Genomic DNA, 22,873 nt, shown 5'->3' on the forward strand with positions numbered 1-22,873 from the left:
GGGTGTCCTATGGCACAGGCCATGAAAATCGCGATCGTGGATGATGAGCAGGATATGCGCCAGTCGATCAGCCAATGGCTGGCATTGTCGGGCTATGACACTGAAACCTTTGCCAGTGCCGAAGAGGCGCTCAAGGTGCTGGGGGCTGACTACCCCGGCATTGTCATTTCCGACATCAAGATGCCAGGCATGGATGGCATGCAGTTCCTGAAAAAGCTGATGGGCAGCGATAGTGGCCTGCCAGTGATCATGATCACCGGCCATGGCGATGTGCCCATGGCGGTCGAAGCGATGCGGGTCGGGGCTTTTGATTTCCTGGAGAAACCTTTCAACCCCGACCGCATGTCTGAGCTGGCAAAGCGGGCTACCGGCGCGCGCCGGCTGACGCTGGACAACCGGGCGCTGCGGCGGGAATTGTCGGATGGCAGCCAGATCATGAAAAAGCTCATCGGCATGAGCCCGGTGATGGAACGCCTGCGCGAGGATATTCTGGATCTGGGTCAGGCCGATGGCCATGTGCTGATCGACGGTGAAACCGGCACCGGCAAAACGCTGGTGGCCCATGCGCTGCACGCTGTTGGCAGCCGCGCGGGCAAGAAATTTGTGCTGATCTCCTGCTCTGCCCTGGAAGAGGATGCCCTGTCCAAACGCCTGTTTGGCCCGATGCAGCCCGAAGATAGCCTGCTGCCAGCCATGGAAGAGGCGCGTGGTGGCACTTTGGTTCTGGAGGGCATTGAGGCCCTGAGCGAAACTCTGCAGGCCAAACTGCTGAGCGCGATCAACGAGCAGGGGACGCCGGGTGAGACGCGGATCATTGCAATCTCTAACCTACAAGAGGCCGGCAAGACCTGCGAAGATACTCTGCGTTCGGATCTGTTTTATCGTCTGGCAGCGCTGCGCATTATGGTGCCGCCGCTGCGCCAGCGTGGCGAAGATATCCTGACGCTCTTTACGCGGCTCTGTGAACAGTTTGCCGAGGAATACGGCTGTGATGCGCCACAGGTTTCGGCGCAGGAAGCGGCCCAGTTGCTGCAGGCCCCCTGGCCGGGCAATGTGCGCCAGCTGATCAATGTGGCTGAACGTGCGGTGCTGCAGGCGCGGCGTGGATCCGGCACCATTGCTTCGCTTTTGATGTCGGACCACGAAGAGATGCAGCCGGTGATGACCACCGAGGGCAAGCCTTTGAAAGAATATGTCGAAGCTTTTGAACGCATGTTGATTGATAACACCATGCGTCGCCACAAGGGCTCGATTGCAAGCGTCATGGAAGAGCTCTGTCTGCCGCGCCGAACCCTGAATGAAAAGATGGCAAAATACGCGTTGCAGCGGTCTGACTATCTGGGATAACGCCCCGTTTGCCCGCGGGACAAATCTGTCCTGTGGGTAAAAAGGCTTTTTGGTGTCGCCTCAGTGATTTGGCCTGGGGATGAGGTGAAAGGACGGCGCCATTTTTTGGATTCGTTCATCATACCTTCATCATTTTGGCTTTTATCCGCTTTGTTGCCCTCTCCACAGGCCTGCAATGACGAATGTCCATTGTCATTTCCACAAGCCTGGTCTTATGGTGAGGCTATGGATTGAGGTCTGACGATTGGCCCCCCATTTTTTGAGATTCGCTGTCTCGCACTTTTGACTGGCATGACCCGTGATCGGAACGACCCGACATCGGACTGAGCCGAAAAGACAAGACAGACCGATTGGCTCCGAAACCATACGGAGCAGCTAAGCGCCTCTTTGATCAATCAGAGAGGGATAACAAGGCAGGCAACGGGCCCTCCCGACCTGTCGGAGAAGAAACGCGATGACGCGCGCGCGAGCGAAGAGCATACAGGCACGAGGACCGGACGTTTGTTCCAGGGCCATCTCCTGTAGTGCGCCGTCCCAGATCGCCCTGACAAGACACCCCCCAATACATGCGCGGCCCCCTGACAAGGGAAGGCTTGCGTCTGCGCAGGGTAGGTGCACTAAGGAAACATGGCAAAGAAGATGCTTATCGATGCCACCCACGCGGAAGAAACCCGCGTCGTGGTGGTCGACGGAAACAAGGTTGAGGAGTTCGACTTTGAATCCGAGAACAAACGCCAGCTAGCTGGCAATATTTATCTGGCAAAAGTCACACGGGTCGAGCCTTCGTTGCAGGCGGCCTTTGTTGAATATGGCGGCAACCGCCACGGGTTTCTGGCCTTTTCGGAAATCCACCCGGATTATTATCAAATCCCGGTAGCCGACCGCGAAGCCCTGATGGAAGAAGAGCGCGCCTATGCCGAGGCTCAGCGCGCCCGGGATGAGGACGAAGAGTCCAAACCCTCCCGTTCCCGCTCGCGCGGACGGAAAGGGGGGCGTTCCAAGGCGGCAAAGGTCACGTCCGGAGATGCGGTCGAGACCAAAGAGGTTGCTCCGGCGCAGGCCGAGGCACCGACGGCGCCTGAGGCTGCGGCATCTGACACCCCTGCGGTGACAGAAATCGCGGGCATGGAAACCATCGATCTTGTGGATGAGGTTGAAGCCGACGCAGCCAAGCTGGCTGAAGTTCCCGAAGGGTCTTCGCCGATGGAGCTGGTCGCGGATACGCCCGTGGAGGAGCCCGTCAGTGCCGAGGCCGCTGACACGGCTGTAGGTGAGGCACAAGACGCTGATGCGGCGGCAACCGTTGCAGAGGGTGAGGCTGCGGCCGAAACCAGTGGGAATGCCGAAAACGCGCCTGTTGTGGCACCTTCTGACGAGGCAGTAGATCAGGACGTCTCTGACCAGGCGGCCCCTGAACAGGCTATTGCGGAAGCGCCTGTTGCTGCCGAGGCCGCTTCTGCGGATGCGGTTGTTCAAGCGACCGACAGCGAGACACCGGCTGGTGATGTTGCGAATGACGCAGCCGAGGAAAATGGTGAAGACGACGAACAGGGGGCGGCCCGTGCCGATGCCAGCTCAAAGGACGAAAGCATTGAATCGGTTGCCGACGAAGACGATAGCGAAGACATTCGCCCGGCGCGTAAACCTCGTCCACGTCGCTACAAGATCCAAGAAGTCATCAAGGTTCGCCAGGTTCTGCTGGTCCAGGTCGTCAAGGAAGAGCGCGGCAACAAGGGCGCCGCTCTGACCACCTATCTGTCGCTGGCAGGCCGCTACTGTGTCCTGATGCCAAATACCGCGCGCGGTGGTGGTATCAGCCGCAAGATCACCAATGCCGTGGACCGTAAAAAACTGAAAGACATCGCCACCGAAATCGACGTGCCATCTGGCGCTGGCCTCATCGTGCGCACCGCGGGTGCCAAACGCACCAAGGCCGAGATCAAGCGGGACTATGAATATCTACAGCGGCTTTGGGAACAGATCCGCGAGCTGACGCTGAAAAGCATCGCGCCCGCCAAGATCTACGAAGAAGGCGATCTGATCAAACGCTCGATCCGCGATCTCTATAACCGCGAAATCGACGAGGTTTTGGTCGAAGGTGAGCGCGGATATCGCATCGCCAAGGACTTCATGAAGATGATCATGCCGTCCCACGCCAAGAACGTGAAGAACTATCAGGAAACCCTGCCGCTCTTTGCCCGTTTCCAGGTTGAAAGCTACCTTGGCGGGATGTTCAACCCGACCGTGCAGCTGAAATCCGGTGGCTATATCGTGATCGATACCACCGAGGCCCTGGTGGCGGTTGACGTTAACTCTGGCCGGGCGACAAAACAGTCCTCGATCGAGGAAACCGCGCTGAATACCAACCTGGAGGCCGCCGAAGAGGTGGCACGCCAGCTGCGTCTGCGTGATCTGGCGGGTCTGATCGTCATCGACTTCATCGACATGGATGAGCGTAAGAACAACGCCGCTGTTGAAAACCGCATGAAGGATAAGCTCAAGACCGATCGCGCCCGCATTCAGGTGGGCCGGATCTCGGGCTTTGGCTTGATGGAAATGTCGCGCCAGCGTCTGCGTCCCGGTATGATCGAGGCGACGACACAGCCCTGTCCGCATTGCCACGGCACGGGTCTGATCCGCTCGGATGATTCCATGGCCCTGTCGATCCTGCGTCAGATCGAAGAAGAAGGCACCCGCCGTCGCTCGCGCGAGGTTCTGGTACGTTGCCCGATCGACATCGCCAACTATCTGATGAACCAGAAGCGCGAACATATCGCTCAAATCGAATCCCGTTATGGTCTGTCGGTGCGCGTCGAAGGTGACCCGCATCTGGTCAGCCCTGATTTCACGCTTGAAAAGTTCAAGACCGCAACCCGTGTGGTCTCTGTGGCTGCAGCGCCTGTCGTCTCTGTAGATACCTCGTTGATGGCGCAGGTCGATGCGGAAGAGGCCGAGGCGGACGGGGAGGACCTACCGCAGGACAGCGTCAGTGAAACTCCGGATGCAGACGCCAATGGCGAAGATAAGCCCAAGCGCAAACGCCGCCGTCGTCGTCGTCGCAAGTCGGGCAATGGCGGAGAAAACGCTGAGGCCGATTCTGGTTCAAACGAGGCGGGCGAACAGGGCGACGCCTCTGACGCAGCCTCGGAGGTAGAGGCCAAGGACGAGCCTCAAGACGCTGGTGAGGCTGGAACAGAAGAGAAGAAGCCCAAACGCACCCGCACCCGCACCCGTGGCGGCCGCGCGCGCAACAAGAAGAGCGATGAGACCCCGGCTGTTGAGGGCGCTGCTGCTGAGACAGTTGAAGCGAACGAGGCGCCTGCCGCAGAGGCCGACGAAGCGCAGCCTGGCGAGGTAGAGACCAAACCTGCTCGCGAAGCCGAAGAGGCTGCGGTGTCTGCGACGGCAGAGGTGGCAAGCCCAGCTGAAGAGACGACTGTTGCGGAAAACGCCGGAGCTGTTGACCAGGATGCGGCGACCGAGGCTCTGGTTGAAGAAAGCACACCGGATACGGTCTCAGCCCCAGAAGAGGCAGCTGTCACCGAGGCGCCTGCAGAGGAAGGCTCGGTTGGCGAGCCTGTCGAACAGGAACAGGCTGTCGAGCCTGTTGTCGAAGAGGCGATTGCTGAACCAGCCCCCGTGGTCACAGCCGTGCCAGAAGCAGAGGTGGTTCCCGAGCCGGAGCCCGCAGTTGCCGAAGCCGAGCCCGCAGCTGCTGAGAGTGTAGAGCCGGAGGTCGCCGCAGCAGCGGAGCCGGAACCGGCAGCCCCTCCTAAGCCCAAGCGGCGCGGGTGGTGGTCCATTGGATAAGAGACAAGGCGGCCCCTGGGGTCGCCTTTTTCTTTGCCGGCGCGTTTTGGGTGGCGGGGCGGACTGTTGCGGCCAGAGGCAGGAGACAGACTGATGCAAACTACAGATCAGCCCGCGCTATTGGCTGAAATTCTGGAACAGGAAACGCGGGTCTGGCAGGCTCTTGTCGACGGGGATCCGGAGGCTGACAAAGCCGCCCTGCATGTGGATTTTCTGGGCGTCTATCCCAGCGGTTTTGCCACTCGTGCAGAGCATTGCGATCAATTGCAGAGCGGCGCGACGGTGGTGTCTTTTACGCTCAGAGAAGCCCGTATCTTGCAGCTTGGGGCAGAGCATGTCTGCCTCTCCTATCTGGCGCATTACCAACGCCCCGGGGGGAAGGGCCAGGACAGGATGTATGTGTCTTCCATTTGGCAGCGCCACCCCACAGGGCAGGGCTGGGTGAACATCTTTAGCCAGGACACCCCGACAGAAGGGTCCACCGCTGTTTGAGCACCCGACCGCACCGCCGGGCAAAGACCTGGCGCCCGGTGGGGCCTCAGCTGCCTTTGCGAATCTGATAGATCTGGTGATCCTCGCCGGTGCTTTGGCCTAGAAATTCATGTCCTGCCTCGGCGCAGAAATGCGGAATGTCGATGATGGCCGCGGGATCATCCGCCAGGATCTGCAGCACAGCTCCTGGTGCCATGGCTTTCAGACGCTTGCGCGCTTTGAGCACCGGTAGGGGGCAGAGCAGCCCGATTGCATCCAGGGTGGCTTCACTGTGGGGAGTAACTTCTGTCATGACTTTCAGATAATCCGCCGCTCACGCCCTGTCCACAAGGATGTGACCAATGCGCCTCGTGACCTTTCGCCTTTGCTGGTCTATGGGTCGTCTAAGCCTGTCTTAGGGGAACGAGATGTTTGGAATTGAGATCATAGATGCAGGGCTTTTGCCTGCAATGTTTGTGGCGCTCATCGCTGGGCTGGTTAGCTTTCTGTCGCCCTGCGTGTTGCCGATTGTGCCGCCCTATCTCGCCTATATGAGCGGCGTGTCGATCGGCGACATGCAGGGCACCGCTGCGGCCCGGCAAAAGGTGATCCTGTCAGCGCTGTTCTTTGTGCTCGGGCTGTCGACAGTGTTTTTGCTGCTGGGTTTCACAGCCTCCTTTTTTGGAGCGTTTGTACTGCAAAATCAGGAGCTTTTCGCCCAGGCTTCCGGGGTTGTGGTGATCATCTTTGGCCTGCACTTCCTATCCGTATTCCGCATTCCGATCCTGGACCGCGAGGCGCGTGTTGATACCGGTCAGGCGGGAGGTTCCGTGCTCGGGGCCTATGTGCTGGGGCTTGCCTTTGCCTTTGGCTGGACGCCCTGCATCGGGCCGCAACTGGGAGCGATCCTGTCGCTGGCCGCCTCTGAGGCCTCAGTGAGCCGCGGCACCCTGTTGCTGGGGATCTATGCCCTGGGTCTTGGAGTTCCTTTCTTGCTGGCGGCGATGTTCCTCAACCGCTCGATGGTGGTGATGAACAAGATGAAGCGTCATATGGGGCTGATCGAGAAGTTCATGGGGGCCTTGCTGCTGCTTGTTGGCTTCATGCTTGTCACCGGGTTGTTTTCAGAGTTCTCCTTCTGGCTGCTCGAAGCCTTCCCCTTCCTGGCAACCTTGGGCTAGGGCTGCCCTCGCTTGCTATCCGTGTTTCAACCTCCCTTCCGGAAGATCCCGGCGGGGAGGATTTTTGTCGGATGGCTGAAACAGCCCAACCATGGCCTAGGCGCGGCCTTACTCTGGTCGAAAAACCAGTCTATTCTAATGGCACAAGAGATGAGGCCAGGGAATGGACAGCGCAGTGCCGGGCTCGGGTGGGCAGGAGCCAGAGATCACGCAAAATGGTGCCGCCGCAGAAGTGCGGATGCGGCGGGTGTTTTACATTCCCGGCTATGACCCCATTCACCCCCGTCGCTACCGCGAGCTTTATCGCAAGGAAGCGGCGATGCAGGCAGAGATCAGCGGGTATGAGATCTCGCTAAAGCCGCAAAGCCCCGCCGAAAACAAGACGTGCAAGATCCGGCGCCCCTATGGTTGGCAGGTGCACGCTGAACTTGACGGCTGCCAGGTGCAAACAGAGTTCAGTGTCTTGGTCTGGTCCGATATCGTGCGCGACAGTATGGAGGCCTCGATTGCGGGAACCTATCTGCAACTGATCCGCACTGCCTGGATCTATATTGCCTCGGGCACCCTGTGGCGGCTAATGCGCCTGCGCAAGGGGCCGGTGATTGCGGCGCTCTATCCGGTTGGCATGCTCTTGATTCAGGCCCTATTGGCGTTCCTGCTGCTTTGGGGCTGTGTCGCGGTTTGGTCGCAGGCCATCTCCCTCTTTTTGGCCGGGCCGCAGCCCTGGTTTGCGCAGCTGCCCGGCTGGGGCATTGGCCTAATGGGTTTTAGCGGGCTGATGCGCTGGTTCAAAAAACAGGATGGCAAGATCTTTGCTTATTACCTGATGCATGACTATGCCTATTCCGCAGCCTCGCACGGGGCAAATCCGCCCGAACTGGAGGAGCGGATCGCTGATTTTAAAGCGGAGCTCCGCGCGGCCCTGACCGCAGGGGCCTGTGACGAGGTGCTGGTGGTTGGGCATTCCTCCGGGGCGCATGTTGGCGTTTCGGTCCTAGCAGATCTGATCCGCGAGGGCCTGCCAATGGAACGCCCTGAGATTGGCTTTTTGACTCTGGGTCAGGTGGTGCCAATGGTGTCCTTTTTGCCGCGTGCCGACCGGCTGCGCGGCGACCTGCAATATCTGTCGCAGCGCGATGAACTGGCCTGGGTTGATGTCTCGGCGCCGGGTGATGGCTGTGCCTTTGCGCTTTGTGATCCGGTTTCGGTCAGTGGCGTTGCGCCTGCTGACAAGCGCTGGCCGCTGGTGTTTTCCGCAGCCTTTACCCAAACGCTGAGCCCCGCCCGATGGGCCGAGCTGCGCTGGCGGTTTTTCCGGCTGCATTTTCAATATCTCTGCGCCTTTGACCGGCCTGGGGACTATGACTATTTCCGTATTACGGCCGGAGCTGAGACGCTGCGCAGGCGCTACAAAAACCGCAAGGCTTCGAACAGCCGGATTGATGTGGCGGTGTCCAAATATACTTCGGTGAGACCTGAATGAGCGGTTCTGACAGACAGCCCCCCAAACCCGCTGCCCGGCCTGTGCGGGTCTCCTTGTGGCGCTATGTGAAGCTGTTCCGCGCAGATATCCTGTCAGCGCAACCGGCCAAGCTTTACCGCGCCTGGATGGCTGAATTCCGCGCGCCCAGTTTTCGCTCATTTCTGATCAACCAACCGGAACTGATAAAGAGGGTGCTTAAGGAAGAGCCTGATGTTTTTCCCAAATCCGACCGCATTGCCGAGGGGCTGAAACCCTTGTTGGGGGACTCGGTGTTTTTGACCAATGGTGACACCTGGAAGCGCCAGCGCCGCATCATTGATCCCGCCTTTGAGGGCGGCCGGTTAAAGGAGACCTATCCTGCGATGCGCGCCGCTGCTGAGGCAGCAATAGAGCGGCTGCGGACCCGTGTCGGGACGGGTGCCGTGGTGGAGGTCGAAGAGGTGACCAGCCACGTGGCCGCAGATGTGATTTTTCGCACACTGTTCTCGATTCCAATTGAAAACGAAGTGGCTGGGGAGGTTTTTACCCGGTTTCGTGACTATCAGCGCAGTCAACCGTTGCTGAACCTTGCGGCCTTTGTGCCATTGCCAAAGTGGATGCCGCGGTTCTTCCGGCGTGGTACGCGGCCAAATGCCAAAAAGATCCGGGCGCTGATCACCGACCTGACAGAGAGCCGCATGGCAGCCCTTCAGGCAGGAGACGCACCGGAGGACCTGGCGACCAAGATCATGACCACGACGGATCCAAAAACCGGGGAGCGGTTTGACGCGCAGGAGATGGTGGATCAGGTGGCGATCTTCTTTCTTGCCGGACATGAAACCAGTGCTTCGGCCCTGGCGTGGACGCTCTATCTGATGGCGCTTTACCCCGAGTGGCAGGAGCAACTGCAACAGGAAGCCGGGGCACTGGAGGCGGAGGGGTTTGCGGCGATTTCTAAACTGCGCCTGTCGCGCGATGTGTTTCGTGAAGCGCTGCGACTCTATCCGCCCGTGCCGATGATGGTACGAGAGGCAAGCTGTCCGGTGACGTTCCGAGACCGCAAGGTGCCAAAGGGGGCGCAGATCGTACTCAGCCCCTGGCACTTGCATCGGCACGAGCGGCTTTGGGACAACCCTGACGGCTTTAATCCTACCCGTTGGCAGACCGAGAATGGAAAGCAGTGCCAGCGCGAGGCCTATATTCCCTTTTCCGCCGGGCCGCGGGTCTGTCCCGGCGCCGGGTTTGCCATGGTGGAAGGTGCTTTGATCCTGTCGATGATCCTGCGCCATTTTAAGATCGCCTGCCTGCCGGGGGCCGATCCAGTGCCGGTGGCGCATCTGACGGTGCGATCAAAAAACGGGATTTGGCTCCAGTTTGAGCCGCGCCAACCCTCTGCGTCAGAACCTAGGGATCAAGGCTAGGCTGCGCGTCACTCTGTGGCGGAGAGCTGTTGTTGCAGATCGTTCAACACAAACAGCCGAATGGCAGAGGCCAGGCCGCAATCCGCGCCACGTGTCTCATCAATTTCGGCGGCCAATTCATTGATTGGGCGATCTTTTCTGGCGGCAATCCGTTTGAAGGCCAGCCAAAAAGGCTCCTCCAAAGAGACCGAGGTGCGGTGCCCCCGGAGAGTCAGAGAATGTTTGCGTGGTCGTTTGGTCATTCGTCGCTCTTGTGGCCATCCAGCAGGCGCTTTTCCTGGGTTGCGCGGGCCTCTTCCAACGATTTCTCCAGCTTGCTGCGGCCAAACTTCACAGCGTTCTGGTCGGCGCGGGCCTTTTGTTCGGCCCGCGCCTTATTCTTGCGAAACCGGTTCAGATTGACCGGTTTGCCCATTAGTCTTTGGGGCCGATCATCTGCTCGGGGCGGACAACCGCGTCAAAAGTGGCTTCATCCACAAAGCCAAGCGCGATGGCTTCTTCTTTGAGCGTGGTGCCATTTTTATGGGCGGTCTTGGCGACCTTGGTCGCGTTGTCATAGCCTATGGTCGGGGCCAGAGCGGTGACCAGCATCAGCGATTCTTTCATCAGCTTGTCGATGCGTGGCTCATTGGCCTGAATGCCGTTCAGCATTCGTTCAGTAAAGCTGTCGGCTACATCTCCCAGCAGCTGCATGGATTGCAGCAGGTTGTAAGACATCATCGGGTTGTAAACGTTGAGCTCGAAATGGCCCTGACTGCCGGCAAAGGTCATGGCGGCATTGTTGCCCATCACATGGGCCGCAACCTGAGTCATGGCTTCGGCCTGGGTCGGGTTGACCTTGCCGGGCATGATCGAAGAGCCAGGCTCGTTCTCAGGCAGGATCAGCTCACCCAGACCAGAGCGGGGGCCGGAGCCGAGGAAGCGGATGTCATTGGCGATCTTGTACATCGAACCCGCCACAGTCGCCAAAGCGCCCGACATAAAGACCATTGCGTCATGTGCCGCCAGGGCTTCGAATTTGTTGGGGGCGGTGACAAAGGGCAGGCCAGTGATTTCAGCCATATTGGCCGCGACCTCTTCGCCCCAGCCTTTCTGGGTGTTGAGACCGGTGCCAACAGCAGTGCCGCCCTGGGCCAGCTCATAGATGCCGGGCAGGGCGGCTTCAACGCGGGCAATGCCCTGGCGGATCTGATGAGCATAGCCGCCAAATTCCTGCCCCAAGGTCAGCGGTGTCGCATCCTGGGTATGGGTGCGGCCGATTTTGATGATGTCTTTGAACTCTTCCGATTTTGCTTCCAGCCCCTCGGCCAGTTTGGTGAGTCCGGGCATCAGCACGTCGCGCACAGTCATGGCGGCGGCGATATGCATCGCGGTTGGGAAGGTGTCGTTGGAGGACTGGCCCATGTTGCAATGATCATTGGGGTGGACCGGATCCTTGGATCCGATGACGCCGCCTAGGATCTCGATTGCGCGGTTGGCGATCACCTCGTTGGAGTTCATGTTCGACTGGGTGCCAGAGCCGGTCTGCCAGACCACGAGGGGGAAGTTGTCGTCGAACTTGCCTGCAACCACTTCGCTGGCCGCCTGAATCACGGCATCGCCAATTCTGGCATCCATCTTGCCAGAACCCTTATTGGCCATGGCGCAGGCCTGTTTGATAACGCCAAGCGCGCGCACGATGGCGACGGGCTGTTTTTCCCAACCAATGGGAAAATTCATGATCGAGCGCTGTGTCTGCGCGCCCCAATATTTGTCTGTAGGAACCTCAAGTGGACCAAAGCTGTCGGTCTCGGTGCGGGTATCGGACATCTTGTCTATCTCCGTCTGGTATGCCGTTGCATGCCGTTTATCCTCTGCGCCCTCGCGACGCAATTGGCCAGTTGCGCGCAGCATAGCCTATCACCAGCCGGGGTATAGGGAGAATTCGCCAAATTGAGCTTGCTCCATGTCATTGTCAGCCCGGTCAGGATCTCTAGAGTGGGACACAACGTATCCATTGTTGTGACCAAATTGGAGATCACTGTGAACCAATCGCTCCATACGCGCCGCCCGCGACCCGCAGCCTCGGCCATAGGGGGCATTCCGCTTGGATGGGGGGCGGTGCCAGCGTTTTTGGCATTGGTGGTTCTGAGCCTTGCTTTACTCTTTGGGCAGGTCACCAGGGTTTCTGCCCATGAGATTGCTGATTTTGCTGGGTTTTATACTGGCTCGGCCAAAGTGGAAGACGGCGATGGCGCAAATGACTTGCGGGATCTAAGCGTTGTGATTGATGAGACCTCAAAGGGGTTTACTGTGCAGTGGAGTACGGTGACTGAAAAGGAAGACGGGCGCCGCAAGGAAAAGTCCTACACGGTTGAATTCATCACCAGCGACAGGAGTGGAATTTTTTCAGCGGCCATGCACCGAAATGTCTTTGGTCACGAGGTGCAGCAAGATCCCATGAAAGGCGAACCCTATGTCTGGGCGCGGCTCACCGGGGATACGTTGACGGTGTTTTCGATGTTTATCCATCAAAACGGCGACTACGAGATGCAGCAATATGATCGCAGGTTGACGGACACAGGATTGAGCCTGGTTTTCAGCTCACATCGCAATGGCAGACCTGTGCGCCAGATGGCGGCGGACCTCATCCGCCAGTGAGGGGCCCATGCGGTTCTTGCTTTCCAGGCGGATGAACGCCGGAGCACAGCTATCAGCCGCGCGAGAGCCCTAGCAGTGGTCGCAAAGGGCTATAGTAGCAAAAGGCCCGCATTTAGCGGGCCAAGAGCAAATCAGGGTTTGCGGAAGCTATCAAGCGAGACCACATCGCCATCTGTGGGGCGGGGTGGTTCGTCGCCGTCTTCGTCATCCTCTTGTAGATCGTCTTCGTCAAACCCATCTTCGCTATCCTCATCGGCGGCTTCAAAGCGCAGGCCGAATTCAACCGATGGATCCACGAAGGTCTCAATCGAGTCATAGGGGATGTATAGCGTTTCTGGCGCATCGCCAAAATTCAGGGTTATGCCAAACCCATTCTCCCCGACATCCAGGTTGTCATACCAGTGTTGCATCACCACGGTCATGGCACCGGGATAGCGTTCGCGCAGCCAATCCGCCAGCTGAGCGTCCGGATGGTTGGTATCGAAGGTGATAAAGAAGTGATGGTTTCCCGGCAGGCCTTTATCCGCCACATCCTGCAGGACGGTGCGAATGAGGCCACGCATGGCGGAGTGCATCAGATTGCCGTAGTCGATCTCGCGGGACATAGTAGAGACCCCTGTTAAATTGCTGCACCAGCATAGGGGATTCTGTCAGAAACTAAAGGGGAGCCGACTGGGTTTTTGTCATTATTTTGGGGCCCTAGCCGGTGCAGCTGGTGGGGGCGGGGGCAAAGCGAGTATTGATCAGGAAAGTGCCGGGAAAAGTTGCGTTGCTAGCCCGGCGAGGGCCATGATGGCCAGCAGCCAAAACAGGCGTCCGCGCAGCCCATAGGCCACCAAGGGCGCCAGCAGGGTCAGCACAAGGGCGGCCCTATCCAGGCTGTGTAGATTAGGCCAGGGCAGGGCCAGCACTGAGGTCTGCAGATGGGCGACCTCTTGGAACAAAACATGCAGGGCGAACCAAACCATTAGGTTCAAGATCACGCCTGTCACGGCGGCAGTAATCGCCTTGAGCGCCGCGGACAGTCGCGGCAGGGCGGCCAGGCGTTCGACATAGGGGGCGGCGGCAAAGATCCACAAAAAGCAGGGCATAAAGGTGGCCCAAAGCGCGGTTGCCCCGGCCGCCAGGTAGAGCGCAAGTCCCCCCTGTTTCAGCCCGGCGAGCATGGCCACAAACTGGGTTACTAGAATGAGCGGGCCGGGGGTGGTCTCGGCAAGACCCAGAGCGTCAATCATCTCGCCGGCGCTGATCCATTGGTGGTGTTGCACTACGGCCTGACTCATATAGGCCAGCACCGCATAGGCACCGCCAAAGGTCACCACCGCCAATTTGGCAAAAAACCACCCTATACTGGCTAAAAATTCCGCCCCGATGAGGCTAAGTCCCAGCAGCGGCAACAGCCATAATCCGCCCCAGATCAGAATGGTGCGCAGAGTGTGATGGGCTTTGAGGTCAGGCGATCTCGCCGAGACTATGGCCTGATCCGGGGCGCGATCCGGCGATTCGTTGCGCAGTCGGAGCCCGCCAAACAGGCCCGCTGCCAGGATCACCAGAGGAAAGGGCAGGCCAAAGACAAAGAGCGCCGCAAAACCAAAGCCTGCCAGCGCCCAATCCTGAGGGTGCCTAAGCGCCTTGTTGCTGAGCTTCCATAGCGCCTGCACCACGATCACCACCACGGCGGCTTTGACCCCCAGAAAGGCGGACTGCACCAGGGGGAGGTTGCCAAATATGGTGTAGAGCCAGACCAGTGCTGCAATTACCAGGGCGCCTGGCAGCACAAAAAGCAGACCGGCCAGAAGCCCGCCAGGAAATCCCCGCAGTCGCCAGCCGGTATAGGTGCACAGTTGCATGGCCTCGGGGCCGGGCAGCAGCATGCAAAAGGACAGGCCGCGCAGAAAACTGTCTTCGTCCACCCAGGGGCGCTCTTCCACCAGCTCTCGGTGCATCACCGCAATCTGCGCCGCCGGACCTCCAAAACTCATCAGGCCGATCTTGCCAAAGACCCGCCACATGTCACCCCAGGAAACTGTTTTCATGCTTTTTTGTCCGTTGGCCAATCGTGGGTCTCGCCCTGACCATCTCTGGCCCAGCGATACAGGGCATCATAGAGAGCAAATCCTGCCTCCAGTTGCTGGTGGTCATCGCGAAACTGCCGCGACAGCCCCACTGAGAGCGCAAGCAGGCCAGCGGCTTCTGGGGCAAGCTCATGGCGATTGGTGTCCGCGGCCCGCACCACGGTCGAAATCCGGTCAAGCGCCGCAGTGCGCAGGGAGAACCTGTCCAGCATGGTGTCAAAACTGCAGAGTTCTCCCTGATGGGACCAGTCGCCCCCTTCTATGTCAAAGGCGGTTGCGCTGTATCGGTCGGCAACCGCTGCAACTTCTGACGGGGCGACAAACAGAAACCGGGCCGTAGGATCCACAAAGCGGCGGATAAGCCAGGGGCAGGCTATGCGGTCAATCTTGGGGCGGTGTCGGGTGACCCACAGGCTGTTGCCCGCTGTCTGACCTGGCAGGGCTGCAACAGGGAAGCTTGGCGCATCGCGCAGGGTGCGCCAAGCCTGCATGCCGCCCTTGAGGTATTCGGCGGGGATAGCTTCGCTGCGCAGCCAAGAGGTCAACCCCTGCGACAGTTTGAGGCCGCGCTGGCATACGATCACGCAGGCGTCCTTTCCAACACGGGCTTTCAGCCCGTGGATATCTGTATGCGGGTGGCGAAAGGCGCCGGGGATGAGATAGGGGTCCGCGTTGAAGTCTTCATCGGTGCAGATGTCAACGATATGTGGTGCGGTCGGGGTGCCGATCAAGCGCAGCAGTTGAGATGGGGTGATTTCATTTGGGGCGGCCAAGGGGAGGTCTCCTCGCAAGCAAGGGTAACTTGCGAACCTCTGGCTTGGCGCCTCACGGGGCGTTCGCGACGTTCCCCATAGCGCAGTGATGCGATCAGGGCGGGGATTTGTCAAGCGATGGGGGCAGGATGTGAAGGATCTGCGACTGCGCCATGTTCTAGGCTTTGCGCCGCGCGCTGAACAAAAGGCGGCAGACAGACTTGAGTGGGGAGGCCTGCGCCGGGAGGTCGGGGGAGAGAAAGTGCAGGTTTCTGTTGCCAGGTACCTGCGAACCCCGCCAGTCGCTGCTAGGCGAAAGGACTTAAGTTTCGGTTTTCCGAACTGCTTACGCAGCCAGGGCTACCGGAGCACGATTGTCATTTGCAATTGTACAGTTTTCGCCGATAACGGTGGCAGACAGCCGAGACAAAGCTAACCCCTTTAGACGTCCGTCGATCCTGTTTCGACCCCATGATGCCCAAATGAAGCATGTTTGGTGGAGTCGCCGGGTACCGCCCCCGGGTCCGATCCGTTTATTACGAGCGCATTTATGTCCATAGTCCCCGAAGGAACAATTTGAATATAGGGGATTGCGGCGGGGATTTGAAGTGGCCAAACGGCCTTTTTCGCGGCGGAATTTGATTTTCTTCGACTTCCATTGGGACCGGGCTGGGGCTTTGGGGGCCGGCCCCCAGCCGGTGCGTTGCACCAGCTCCCCCGGGATTTTTTGGGCCAAATGAAAGGAGAAAAGTCCCTAGTCAGCCGGCCTGTGGGGGAGGGGACTTTGTGGACCGTGTTTCAAAGACCTTTTGGGCGAGGCTGAGCGTTTCCTTTTCTAGCGCCTGCAGGCCGTCGGAGGCGGCGGCGCCGTCGCCTAGGTCAATTGCATCGGCAATCTGGCAGTGCAGGGCTACGATCCGGGCGCGGTCGCGCGCGGAAAAGGTGATCATATTCATCAAGGGCTGCATGGCCTCTACCGCGCCGGCCAATTGGTACGACAGCACCGGATTGGCCGCGCCGTCGACCAGGGCCCGGTGAAAGGCGACGTCGGAAGCGCAAAAAGCCTCGTCCGAGAGCTCTGGCTGGCCCTGGCGGAAGATCTCCGCCCGCATTGTCGCCAATTGGTCCGCATTTCGTCTCTGGGCCGAGAGCGGCGCGCAGGCGCGTTCCAGCGCGTAGCGGGCCTCGCAGGCGGTTTGGAAGCTGACCTCATTCATGCTCAGCAACAGGGTGGAGGTCGTTACCTGCTGGGCATAGGCGTCTTCAAAGCTGAGCCGGTTGACAAAGGCGCCGCCTGTTGCGCCGCGCTGGGTGCGGATCAGAGATTGGGCCGCCAGACGTTTTAACGCTTCGCGCACCGTGGGGCGTGACACCTCAAAATGATCGGCCAGTTCGGATTCTGACGGAAGGCGCTGATCTACAATCAGATCGCCGTTGATGATGGCAGATTTGATGGACTGTGAAATCTGCGCCGAGAGATCGGCGGAACTTTTGGGGTCAATCTTCATTTCACGTCCATTTGCTTTGGGCTGATGTTTTTATTTGTCTGACATTTAAAAGTCTGACATTTAATTACGCAAGGGTGAGTCGGGTCTAGTTCTACTTGGAGGCCGTCATGAATGCCACTGGGCAGAGGCAATCTGAGCCGATGAAGGGGGGGCGCGCAGGAGGCGTCAGCACTTTTGGTCTGCAGTTTGGAAAGGTGAGGATCGCCTGTGCCAAAAAGAGAGATCCAGGCTGAAGGACCTGACCTGAGAGCGTTAACAGTAGCTAGGAGGATGAGCTATGCCATTGATTTCACCGTCGCGACGGTTGCGTAGAACCCCTTTTTCAGAAGGGGTCGAGGCTGCCGATGTTAAGGCCTATACCGTTTACAATCATATGCTGCTGCCGACCGTGTTCGAGAGCCCTGAGGCAGATTACCATCATCTGAAAAAACATGTTCAGGTCTGGGATGTTTCTTGTGAGCGTCAGGTGGAACTGCGGGGGCCGGATGCCGGGCGCCTGATGCAGATGCTGACGCCGCGCGACCTGCGGGGGATGTTGCCGGGGCAGTGCTACTACGTCCCCATCGTTGATGAAACCGGCGGCATGCTGAACGATCCGGTTGCCGTAAAGTTGGCGGAAGACCGCTGGTGGATTTCAATCGCAGACAGTGATCTTCTCTACTGGGTCAAGGGCATTGCCAATGGTTGGCGCTTGGATGTTCTGGTGGATGAGCCAGATGTTTCGCCGCTGGCGATCCAGGGGCCAAAAGCCGAAGCGCTGATGGAGCGGGTATTTGGCGAGAGTATTCGATCTATCCGCTTCTTCCGGTTTGGTACCTTTCAGTTTCAGGGGCGGGATCTTGTGATTGCGCGCTCAGGATATTCCAAACAGGGCGGGTTTGAGATCTATGTCGAAGACGGTGAGATCGGTATGCCTTTGTGGAACAAGCTTTTTGAGGCGGGCCAAGATCTGCAGGTGCGCGCGGGCTGCCCCAACCTGATTGAACGGATCGAGGGCGGTTTGCTGAGCTACGGCAATGATATGACCGATGACAATACCCCTCATGAATGCGGGCTTGGTCGGTTCTGTGATACCCATACTGCAATTGGCTGTATCGGGCGGGACGCCCTGCTGCGGGTGGCTAAGGAAGGCCCGGTTCAACAGATCAGAGCGATTTCGATTGCCGGAGAGCCCGTGCCGGCCTGCACAGAATTTTGGCCGCTCTATGCCGGAGGAAAACGGGTGGGGCGGGTGTCATCTGCGGCCTGGTCTCCGGATTTTCGCACAAATGTAGCCATCGGCATGGTGCGCATGACCCACTGGGATGCGGGCGCCAAGCTGGAGGTCGAAACCCCGGATGGGATGCGTACGGCCACCGTGCGTGACAAGTTTTGGATTTGAAGGAGAGACGATATGTTCAATGCAATGGTTGTGAACAAGGATGAAGAAACGGGCCTGGCCGCAGCCGCGGTGGAACAGATCGGCCTGGATCAACTGCCAGAGGGCAATGTCACCGTTGCCGTCGACTATTCCACAGTGAATTACAAGGATGGCCTGTGTCTCAGCCCGAAAGGGGGCGGCTTGGTGCGCAGCTATCCGCATGTGCCTGGGATCGACTTTGCCGGCACCGTGGAGGCCAGTGCGGATGATCGCTATAAACCGGGCGACAAGGTGGTTCTGACTGGCTGGCGCGTCGGGGAAACCCATTGGGGGGGCTATGCGCAAAAGGCGCGGGTCAAGGCCGACTGGCTGGTGCCGCTGCCTGCAGGTCTGGACAGCCGCCAGGCCATGGCAGTGGGCACCGCCGGGCTCACGGCGATGTTGTCAGTGATGGCGCTGGAGGATCATGGGCTGAAACCAGGGCACGGGCCGGTGCTGGTGACTGGCGCTGCCGGCGGCGTCGGGTCTGTGGCAACAGCGATCCTGGCCAATCTGGGCTATGAGGTGGCCGGTGTCACCGGGCGGCCGGAAACCGCAGATTACCTGCGCGGTTTGGGCGCGACGCAGATCGTGCCGCGTGAGGATCTGAACGAGACCGTCAAGCGCCCCTTGGAGGCTGAAACCTGGGCCGGCTGCGTTGATGCGGTTGGTGGCGACATGCTGGCACGTGTGCTGGGGCAAATGAAATATGGGGCTTCGGTAGCGGCTGTTGGCCTGGCGGGTGGGGCCGGACTTCCGGCCACGGTTATTCCCTTCCTGCTGCGGGGGGTGAACCTGTTGGGTATCGATTCCGTGATGCAGCCCTATGAAAACCGCGTGCGGGCCTGGCAGCGTCTGGCGACCGATCTGCCGATGGAGAAGCTGGAGGCCATGGTTAAACCGGCGGCCCTGTCGGATCTGCCGCAGCTGGGCGCTGATATCCTGAAGGGTCAGGTTCAGGGGCGGATTGTCGTGGACGTCAACGCCTGAGACGCCCGGCATTATTGCCGACAGCGTAGCGCCGAGATGGCCGTCCTTTGGGCGGCCATTTTTTGTGCCTGTCAGTAAAGTTGTTTTTCTGTTCAGGAAATGAAATGCCTGTACGATAATTGGCTTTGATTTCAGTGTTTTGGTGAGTCCGTTTTAACCTGTTCACTTTGCGACGGAAGGCTTGAGACATGCGACAAGCTGTCAATTCCGTGCGTTTTTGATGCCGATTTTGACGCAAATCTGGTCCGTTTTGTCATGTCTGACCTCCGTCGCCTCCCTCATCAGCTTTGCTTACATGACAAGAGGAGAGGAAAGATGACGGAGAGTTCATCAACCGGGAATGAACCCGGTACGGAAACGGAATATGAGCCGGGACAAGACAATGTCCAGATCCTCGGCTTGGATATCCATAACCCGGTCTTTGCCATTTCGGCCCTGACCATCATTGCCTTTGTGTTTTTCTCGCTGGTCTTTCAGGATCAGGCGAGTGCCTTTTTTGGCTGGCTGCGGCCTGCTTTGACCAGTCAGTTTGACTGGGTCTTCATGATCGCCTGCAACATCTTTGTGCTGTTCTCACTATTCCTGGTGGTTTCGCCCTATGGCAAGATCCGCCTTGGGGGGGATGATGCCAAGCCGGACTACAGCTATGCTGGCTGGTTCTCGATGCTCTTTGCTGCGGGCATGGGCATTGGGCTGGTGTTCTGGGGCGTGGCAGAACCGATCTCCCATTACGGGGCTTCGCTTGGCGGAACCGCTCTGGGCGAAGACGGTCTGCGCAGTGACTGGGCGCCACTGGGCGCGGCTGCTGGAAATGCTGAAGGCGCGCGGGAAATGGCCATGGCGGCGACCATTTTCCATTGGGGTCTGCACCCCTGGGCGATCTATGCGGTTGTGGCCCTGGCCCTGGCCTTCTTTAGCTTCAATAAGGGTCTGCCCCTGACAATGCGTTCGGTGTTCTATCCGATCTTTGGCAAGGCAACCTGGGGCCCGCTGGGGCATATTATTGATGTTCTGGCCGTTTTTGCCACCATCTTTGGTCTGGCGACCTCTTTGGGACTGGGCGCCACCCAGGCGCTGGCTGGTCTGAACTATCTGTTTGATGTGCCTGTCAGCGATGGGATGAAGGTTCTGCTGATCATCGTCATAACCGGCTTAGCGCTGATTTCAGTTGTGGCAGGTCTGGACAAAGGCGTGAAACGGCTCTCCGAGGCCAATATGATCCTGGCGGCAGCGCTGCTGGTTCTGGTGATCGTGGTTGGGCCGACAATGGCAATCATCAGTGGGTTTTTCACCAACCTAGTGGACTATGTGGTCTATCTGCCTGAACTCAGCAATTGGGTTGGTCGCGAAGACACCAACTTCATGCAGGGCTGGACCACCTTCTACTGGGCCTGGTGGATCTCCTGGTCGCCATTTGTCGGCATGTTCATCGCCCGTATTTCCCGTGGCCGCACCATCCGCGAGTTTGTGATCTGCGTGTTGCTGATCCCAACTGTGGTTGGCGCGTTGTGGATGACCGTGTTTGGCGGCGCGGCGCTGGATATGGTGATGGGTGAGCAGGGTCAGGCGCTGAAAGATGCGGCGCTTGAACTAAAGATGTTCAAGATGTTCGAGAATTTCCCAATGACCGGAATTCTCTCTTTCATCGGTATCATCCTGGTGGTGGTTTTCTTTGTCACCTCCTCGGACTCCGGTTCGCTGGTGATTGATACTATCACCGCCGGCGGCAAGACCAATTCTCCGACCGCACAGCGTGTGTTCTGGTGCATCCTTGAAGGGGCCATTGCCATTGTGCTGCTTCTGGGCGGTGGTCTGGGCGCGCTGCAGGCGGCTGCAATCGCAACGGGCTTCCCCTTTGCCATCGTGCTGGTGCTGATGTGCCTGTCGATCTTTATCGGGCTGCGACGCGAACGCCGCAAATAACCGATCCGCAAGGCTCGGATCGGCATGAAACCGGGAGCTTCGAACCTGTTGTTCGGGGCTCCCTCTTCTTTTTTGACCTCCTTCGCTTGACCTGCCCTCATAGGATCGGCATCCATTCCATAACAGATGGTGAGGGAGCGAACATGGCACTGGATATTGATTTTGTACGTGGGCAGTTTCCTGCCTTTCAGGAAGCAAGCTTGCAGGACCAGGCCTTTTTTGAAAACGCTGGGGGATCATATACCTGTGCCCAGGTGATCGATCGGCTGACCCGCTATTACACCCAACGCAAAGTACAGCCCTATGCCCCCTATGCGGCCTCGCGCCTGGCCGGGGAGGAAATGGACGAGGCCCGCCGCCGACTGGCTGCCTTGATGGGGGTGGACACTGATGAGCTGAGCTTTGGCCCCTCAACCACGCAAAACACCTATGTTCTGGCGCAGGCTTTTCGTCAGTTCCTGAACCCCGGTGAGGCCATCATTGTGACCAATCAGGATCACGAGGCCAATACTGGACCCTGGCGTCGTTTGGCGGAGGAAGGCATCGAGGTGCGCGAATGGAAGATCGACCCGCAGACAGGGCATCTGGATCCGTCAAAACTGGAGGAACTGCTGGATGAAAAGGTCCGTCTGGTCTGTTTCCCCCATTGCTCCAACGTGGTGGGAGAGATCAACCCGGTGACCGAAATCACCGCGCTGTCGCATGCGGCGGGGGCTTTTGTCTGTGTGGACGGGGTGTCCTATGCGCCGCATGGTCTGCCCAATGTGGGAGATTTGGGCCCCGATATTTATCTTTTTTCCGCCTATAAGACCTATGGACCCCATCAGGGCGTGATGGTGATGCGGCGCGAGCTTGGCGCTTTGTTGCCCAACCAGGCGCATTACTTCAATGCCGACTGCCTGTACAAACGGTTTACCCCGGCAGGGCCGGACCATGCGCAGGTCGCCGCCAGCGCCGGGATGGCGGACTATATCGAGACGCTGTGTGATCACCACCATGGCCCGACTGAGGGTGCGACAGCGCGCGGCGCTTTTGTGCATGATCTGATGCGTGCGCATGAGGTGGCGCTGCTGCAGCCCCTGTTGGACGCAGTGAAGGATCGCAATGATCTGCGCCTGATTGGCCCCAGCGCGGCCGAACTGCGCGCGCCAACGGTTGCTTTGGCCCTGAACCGTCCAGCCGAGCCAGTGGCCAAACAACTGGCCGAGCTGGGCATTATGGCGGGCGGTGGCGATTTCTATGCCCTGCGCGCGCTTGAAGCCATGGGGGTTAACCCCAACGAAGGTGTGCTGCGGCTGAGCTTCACCCATTACACCAGCCGGGAAGAGGTGGAAAAACTGATCATGGCATTGGATCAGGTGCTGTAAGCTTAGCAGGTTGACCGAATGCCTGCGGGGGGCGGTTGCCCCCTGCGTTCAGAACTTTCAGAAGGATAGTCCTAGCCATGCCCACCGCCGCCCGCCTGATTGCCGCTCTTTGTCTAGCTCTGCTTGCCTTTGTTGCCTCTACGCAGGTGGTGCCGCTGATGCCCGAAGGAACCGACTTTGGCTATTTCTTCCATGTGAATGTGATCTTGGGTCTGTTGACCGGCTGGATCTATATGGGGCGACGGGTCGGCTATGGTCTGGTGCCGGCGATCAATAACGGGCTGACCGGGGCCGCTGTCATGGTGCTCTGGGCTTTGTTTGTGCAGGGCATCTGGGAGATGTTCGACCGTGCCATGCGCAACCGCTACGGCGGTCCCTTTGAGGCCCTGTTGGAGATCCTGACACTCTCTATCGAATTCTTTTTTGTGATTTCGGTGCCGGCGGTTCTTTTGCCACTGGTGCTGGGGGGATGTCTGGCTGGACTTATCGCCGAGGGCGCGCATAAGCGCTGGTCCTGAATTCAATAC

The 22,873-nt window shown here is 58.9% G+C and carries 20 protein-coding genes and 1 other RNA gene; 12 read left to right on the forward strand and 9 right to left on the reverse strand.

All coding sequences use genetic code 11. The features are described 5' to 3' along the window. Positions 1 to 9: 9 nt before the first annotated feature. From AN476_RS10560 to AN476_RS10570, 3 genes are all read left to right on the forward strand, one after another. Positions 10 to 1,347 (forward strand): sigma-54 dependent transcriptional regulator, encoded by a 1,338-nt coding sequence (locus tag AN476_RS10560; protein ID WP_054461547.1) that lies wholly within the window; start codon positions 10 to 12, stop codon positions 1,345 to 1,347. Between the two features lie 627 nt (positions 1,348 to 1,974). Continuing rightward, positions 1,975 to 5,157 carry a ribonuclease E/G gene (locus tag AN476_RS10565; protein WP_054461548.1) on the forward strand — a complete coding sequence of 1,061 codons (3,183 nt, stop codon included), beginning with the start codon at positions 1,975 to 1,977 and terminating at the stop codon, positions 5,155 to 5,157. A gap of 93 nt (positions 5,158 to 5,250) precedes the next feature. After that, positions 5,251 to 5,649, forward strand: coding sequence for a nuclear transport factor 2 family protein (locus tag AN476_RS10570; RefSeq protein WP_054461549.1), 399 nt, complete (start codon positions 5,251 to 5,253; stop codon positions 5,647 to 5,649). 46 nt (positions 5,650 to 5,695) lie between these two features. Here AN476_RS10570 and AN476_RS10575 read toward each other — a convergent pair whose 3' ends face one another. Then, positions 5,696 to 5,941, reverse strand: coding sequence for a sulfurtransferase TusA family protein (locus AN476_RS10575; protein WP_054461550.1), 246 nt, complete (start codon positions 5,939 to 5,941; stop codon positions 5,696 to 5,698). A gap of 115 nt (positions 5,942 to 6,056) precedes the next feature. Between AN476_RS10575 and AN476_RS10580 the strand changes: the two genes are divergently transcribed. The 3 genes from AN476_RS10580 (at position 6,057) to AN476_RS10590 (ending at position 9,692) form a co-directional block, all read left to right on the forward strand. Beyond that, a complete protein-coding gene (locus AN476_RS10580; RefSeq protein ID WP_054461551.1) occupies positions 6,057 to 6,809 on the forward strand; it encodes a cytochrome c biogenesis CcdA family protein in 753 nt (250 codons plus the stop codon). Positions 6,810 to 6,972: 163 nt separating this feature from the next. After that, positions 6,973 to 8,292: an alpha/beta hydrolase gene (locus AN476_RS10585; RefSeq protein WP_083464316.1), complete on the forward strand. Its 1,320-nt coding sequence runs from the start codon at positions 6,973 to 6,975 to the stop codon at positions 8,290 to 8,292. Further along, positions 8,289 to 9,692, forward strand: coding sequence for a cytochrome P450 (locus AN476_RS10590; protein WP_054461552.1), 1,404 nt, complete (start codon positions 8,289 to 8,291; stop codon positions 9,690 to 9,692). The genes AN476_RS10585 and AN476_RS10590 overlap by 4 nt, the downstream gene beginning before the upstream one ends. Before the next feature lie 8 nt (positions 9,693 to 9,700). Here AN476_RS10590 and AN476_RS10595 read toward each other — a convergent pair whose 3' ends face one another. The 3 genes from AN476_RS10595 to fumC are packed head-to-tail and all read right to left on the reverse strand — an operon-like array spanning position 9,701 to position 11,501. Beyond that, positions 9,701 to 9,934: a ribbon-helix-helix domain-containing protein gene (locus tag AN476_RS10595; protein ID WP_054461553.1), complete on the reverse strand. Its 234-nt coding sequence runs from the start codon at positions 9,932 to 9,934 to the stop codon at positions 9,701 to 9,703. Next, positions 9,931 to 10,107: a DUF4169 family protein gene (locus AN476_RS10600; protein WP_054461554.1), complete on the reverse strand. Its 177-nt coding sequence runs from the start codon at positions 10,105 to 10,107 to the stop codon at positions 9,931 to 9,933. The genes AN476_RS10595 and AN476_RS10600 overlap by 4 nt, the downstream gene beginning before the upstream one ends. Next, a complete protein-coding gene (fumC, locus tag AN476_RS10605; RefSeq protein ID WP_054461639.1) occupies positions 10,107 to 11,501 on the reverse strand; it encodes a class II fumarate hydratase in 1,395 nt (464 codons plus the stop codon). Before fumC ends, AN476_RS10600 begins: the two co-directional genes overlap by 1 nt. A gap of 168 nt (positions 11,502 to 11,669) precedes the next feature. Here fumC and AN476_RS10610 point away from each other — a divergent pair, with 168 nt between their 5' ends. Then, a complete protein-coding gene (locus tag AN476_RS10610) occupies positions 11,670 to 12,332 on the forward strand; it encodes a hypothetical protein (protein WP_253279881.1) in 663 nt (220 codons plus the stop codon). A 131-nt stretch (positions 12,333 to 12,463) separates the two neighbouring features. Here AN476_RS10610 and AN476_RS10615 read toward each other — a convergent pair whose 3' ends face one another. From AN476_RS10615 to AN476_RS10630, 5 genes are all read right to left on the reverse strand, one after another. Next, a complete protein-coding gene (locus AN476_RS10615; protein WP_054461555.1) occupies positions 12,464 to 12,937 on the reverse strand; it encodes an SspB family protein in 474 nt (157 codons plus the stop codon). A 138-nt stretch (positions 12,938 to 13,075) separates the two neighbouring features. Further along, complete coding sequence (chrA, locus tag AN476_RS10620) at positions 13,076 to 14,368, reverse strand: chromate efflux transporter (protein ID WP_054461556.1); 1,293 nt, start codon at positions 14,366 to 14,368, stop codon at positions 13,076 to 13,078. Continuing rightward, complete coding sequence (locus AN476_RS10625) at positions 14,365 to 15,180, reverse strand: sulfurtransferase/chromate resistance protein (RefSeq protein ID WP_054461557.1); 816 nt, start codon at positions 15,178 to 15,180, stop codon at positions 14,365 to 14,367. Before AN476_RS10625 ends, chrA begins: the two co-directional genes overlap by 4 nt. 240 nt (positions 15,181 to 15,420) lie before the next feature. Further along, positions 15,421 to 15,771, reverse strand: a transfer-messenger RNA (tmRNA) gene (gene ssrA, locus AN476_RS22425). 146 nt (positions 15,772 to 15,917) lie between these two features. After that, positions 15,918 to 16,667 (reverse strand): FadR/GntR family transcriptional regulator, encoded by a 750-nt coding sequence (locus AN476_RS10630; RefSeq protein WP_054461558.1) that lies wholly within the window; start codon positions 16,665 to 16,667, stop codon positions 15,918 to 15,920. Between the two features lie 277 nt (positions 16,668 to 16,944). On the opposite strand from AN476_RS10630, the gene AN476_RS10635 reads away from it, so the two are divergent. From AN476_RS10635 to AN476_RS10655, 5 genes are all read left to right on the forward strand, one after another. Beyond that, positions 16,945 to 18,048 (forward strand): dimethylsulfoniopropionate demethylase, encoded by a 1,104-nt coding sequence (locus AN476_RS10635; RefSeq protein WP_054461559.1) that lies wholly within the window; start codon positions 16,945 to 16,947, stop codon positions 18,046 to 18,048. A gap of 12 nt (positions 18,049 to 18,060) precedes the next feature. Further along, the gene (gene acuI / locus AN476_RS10640) at positions 18,061 to 19,056 is read left to right on the forward strand and encodes an acryloyl-CoA reductase (RefSeq protein WP_054461560.1); all 996 of its coding nucleotides are present in this window, start codon (positions 18,061 to 18,063) and stop codon (positions 19,054 to 19,056) included. Positions 19,057 to 19,371: 315 nt separating this feature from the next. Further along, the gene (locus tag AN476_RS10645; protein ID WP_054461561.1) at positions 19,372 to 20,979 is read left to right on the forward strand and encodes a BCCT family transporter; all 1,608 of its coding nucleotides are present in this window, start codon (positions 19,372 to 19,374) and stop codon (positions 20,977 to 20,979) included. 143 nt (positions 20,980 to 21,122) lie between these two features. Continuing rightward, positions 21,123 to 22,346: an aminotransferase class V-fold PLP-dependent enzyme gene (locus tag AN476_RS10650; RefSeq protein ID WP_054461562.1), complete on the forward strand. Its 1,224-nt coding sequence runs from the start codon at positions 21,123 to 21,125 to the stop codon at positions 22,344 to 22,346. Between the two features lie 77 nt (positions 22,347 to 22,423). Then, on the forward strand, positions 22,424 to 22,864 hold the full coding sequence (locus AN476_RS10655; RefSeq protein WP_054461563.1) for a TrgA family protein: 441 nt from the start codon (positions 22,424 to 22,426) through the stop codon (positions 22,862 to 22,864). Positions 22,865 to 22,873 lie beyond the last annotated feature (9 nt).

It is taken from the genome of Phaeobacter sp. 11ANDIMAR09 (genome assembly GCF_001294455.1).
GTDB lineage: Bacteria > Pseudomonadota > Alphaproteobacteria > Rhodobacterales > Rhodobacteraceae > Pseudophaeobacter.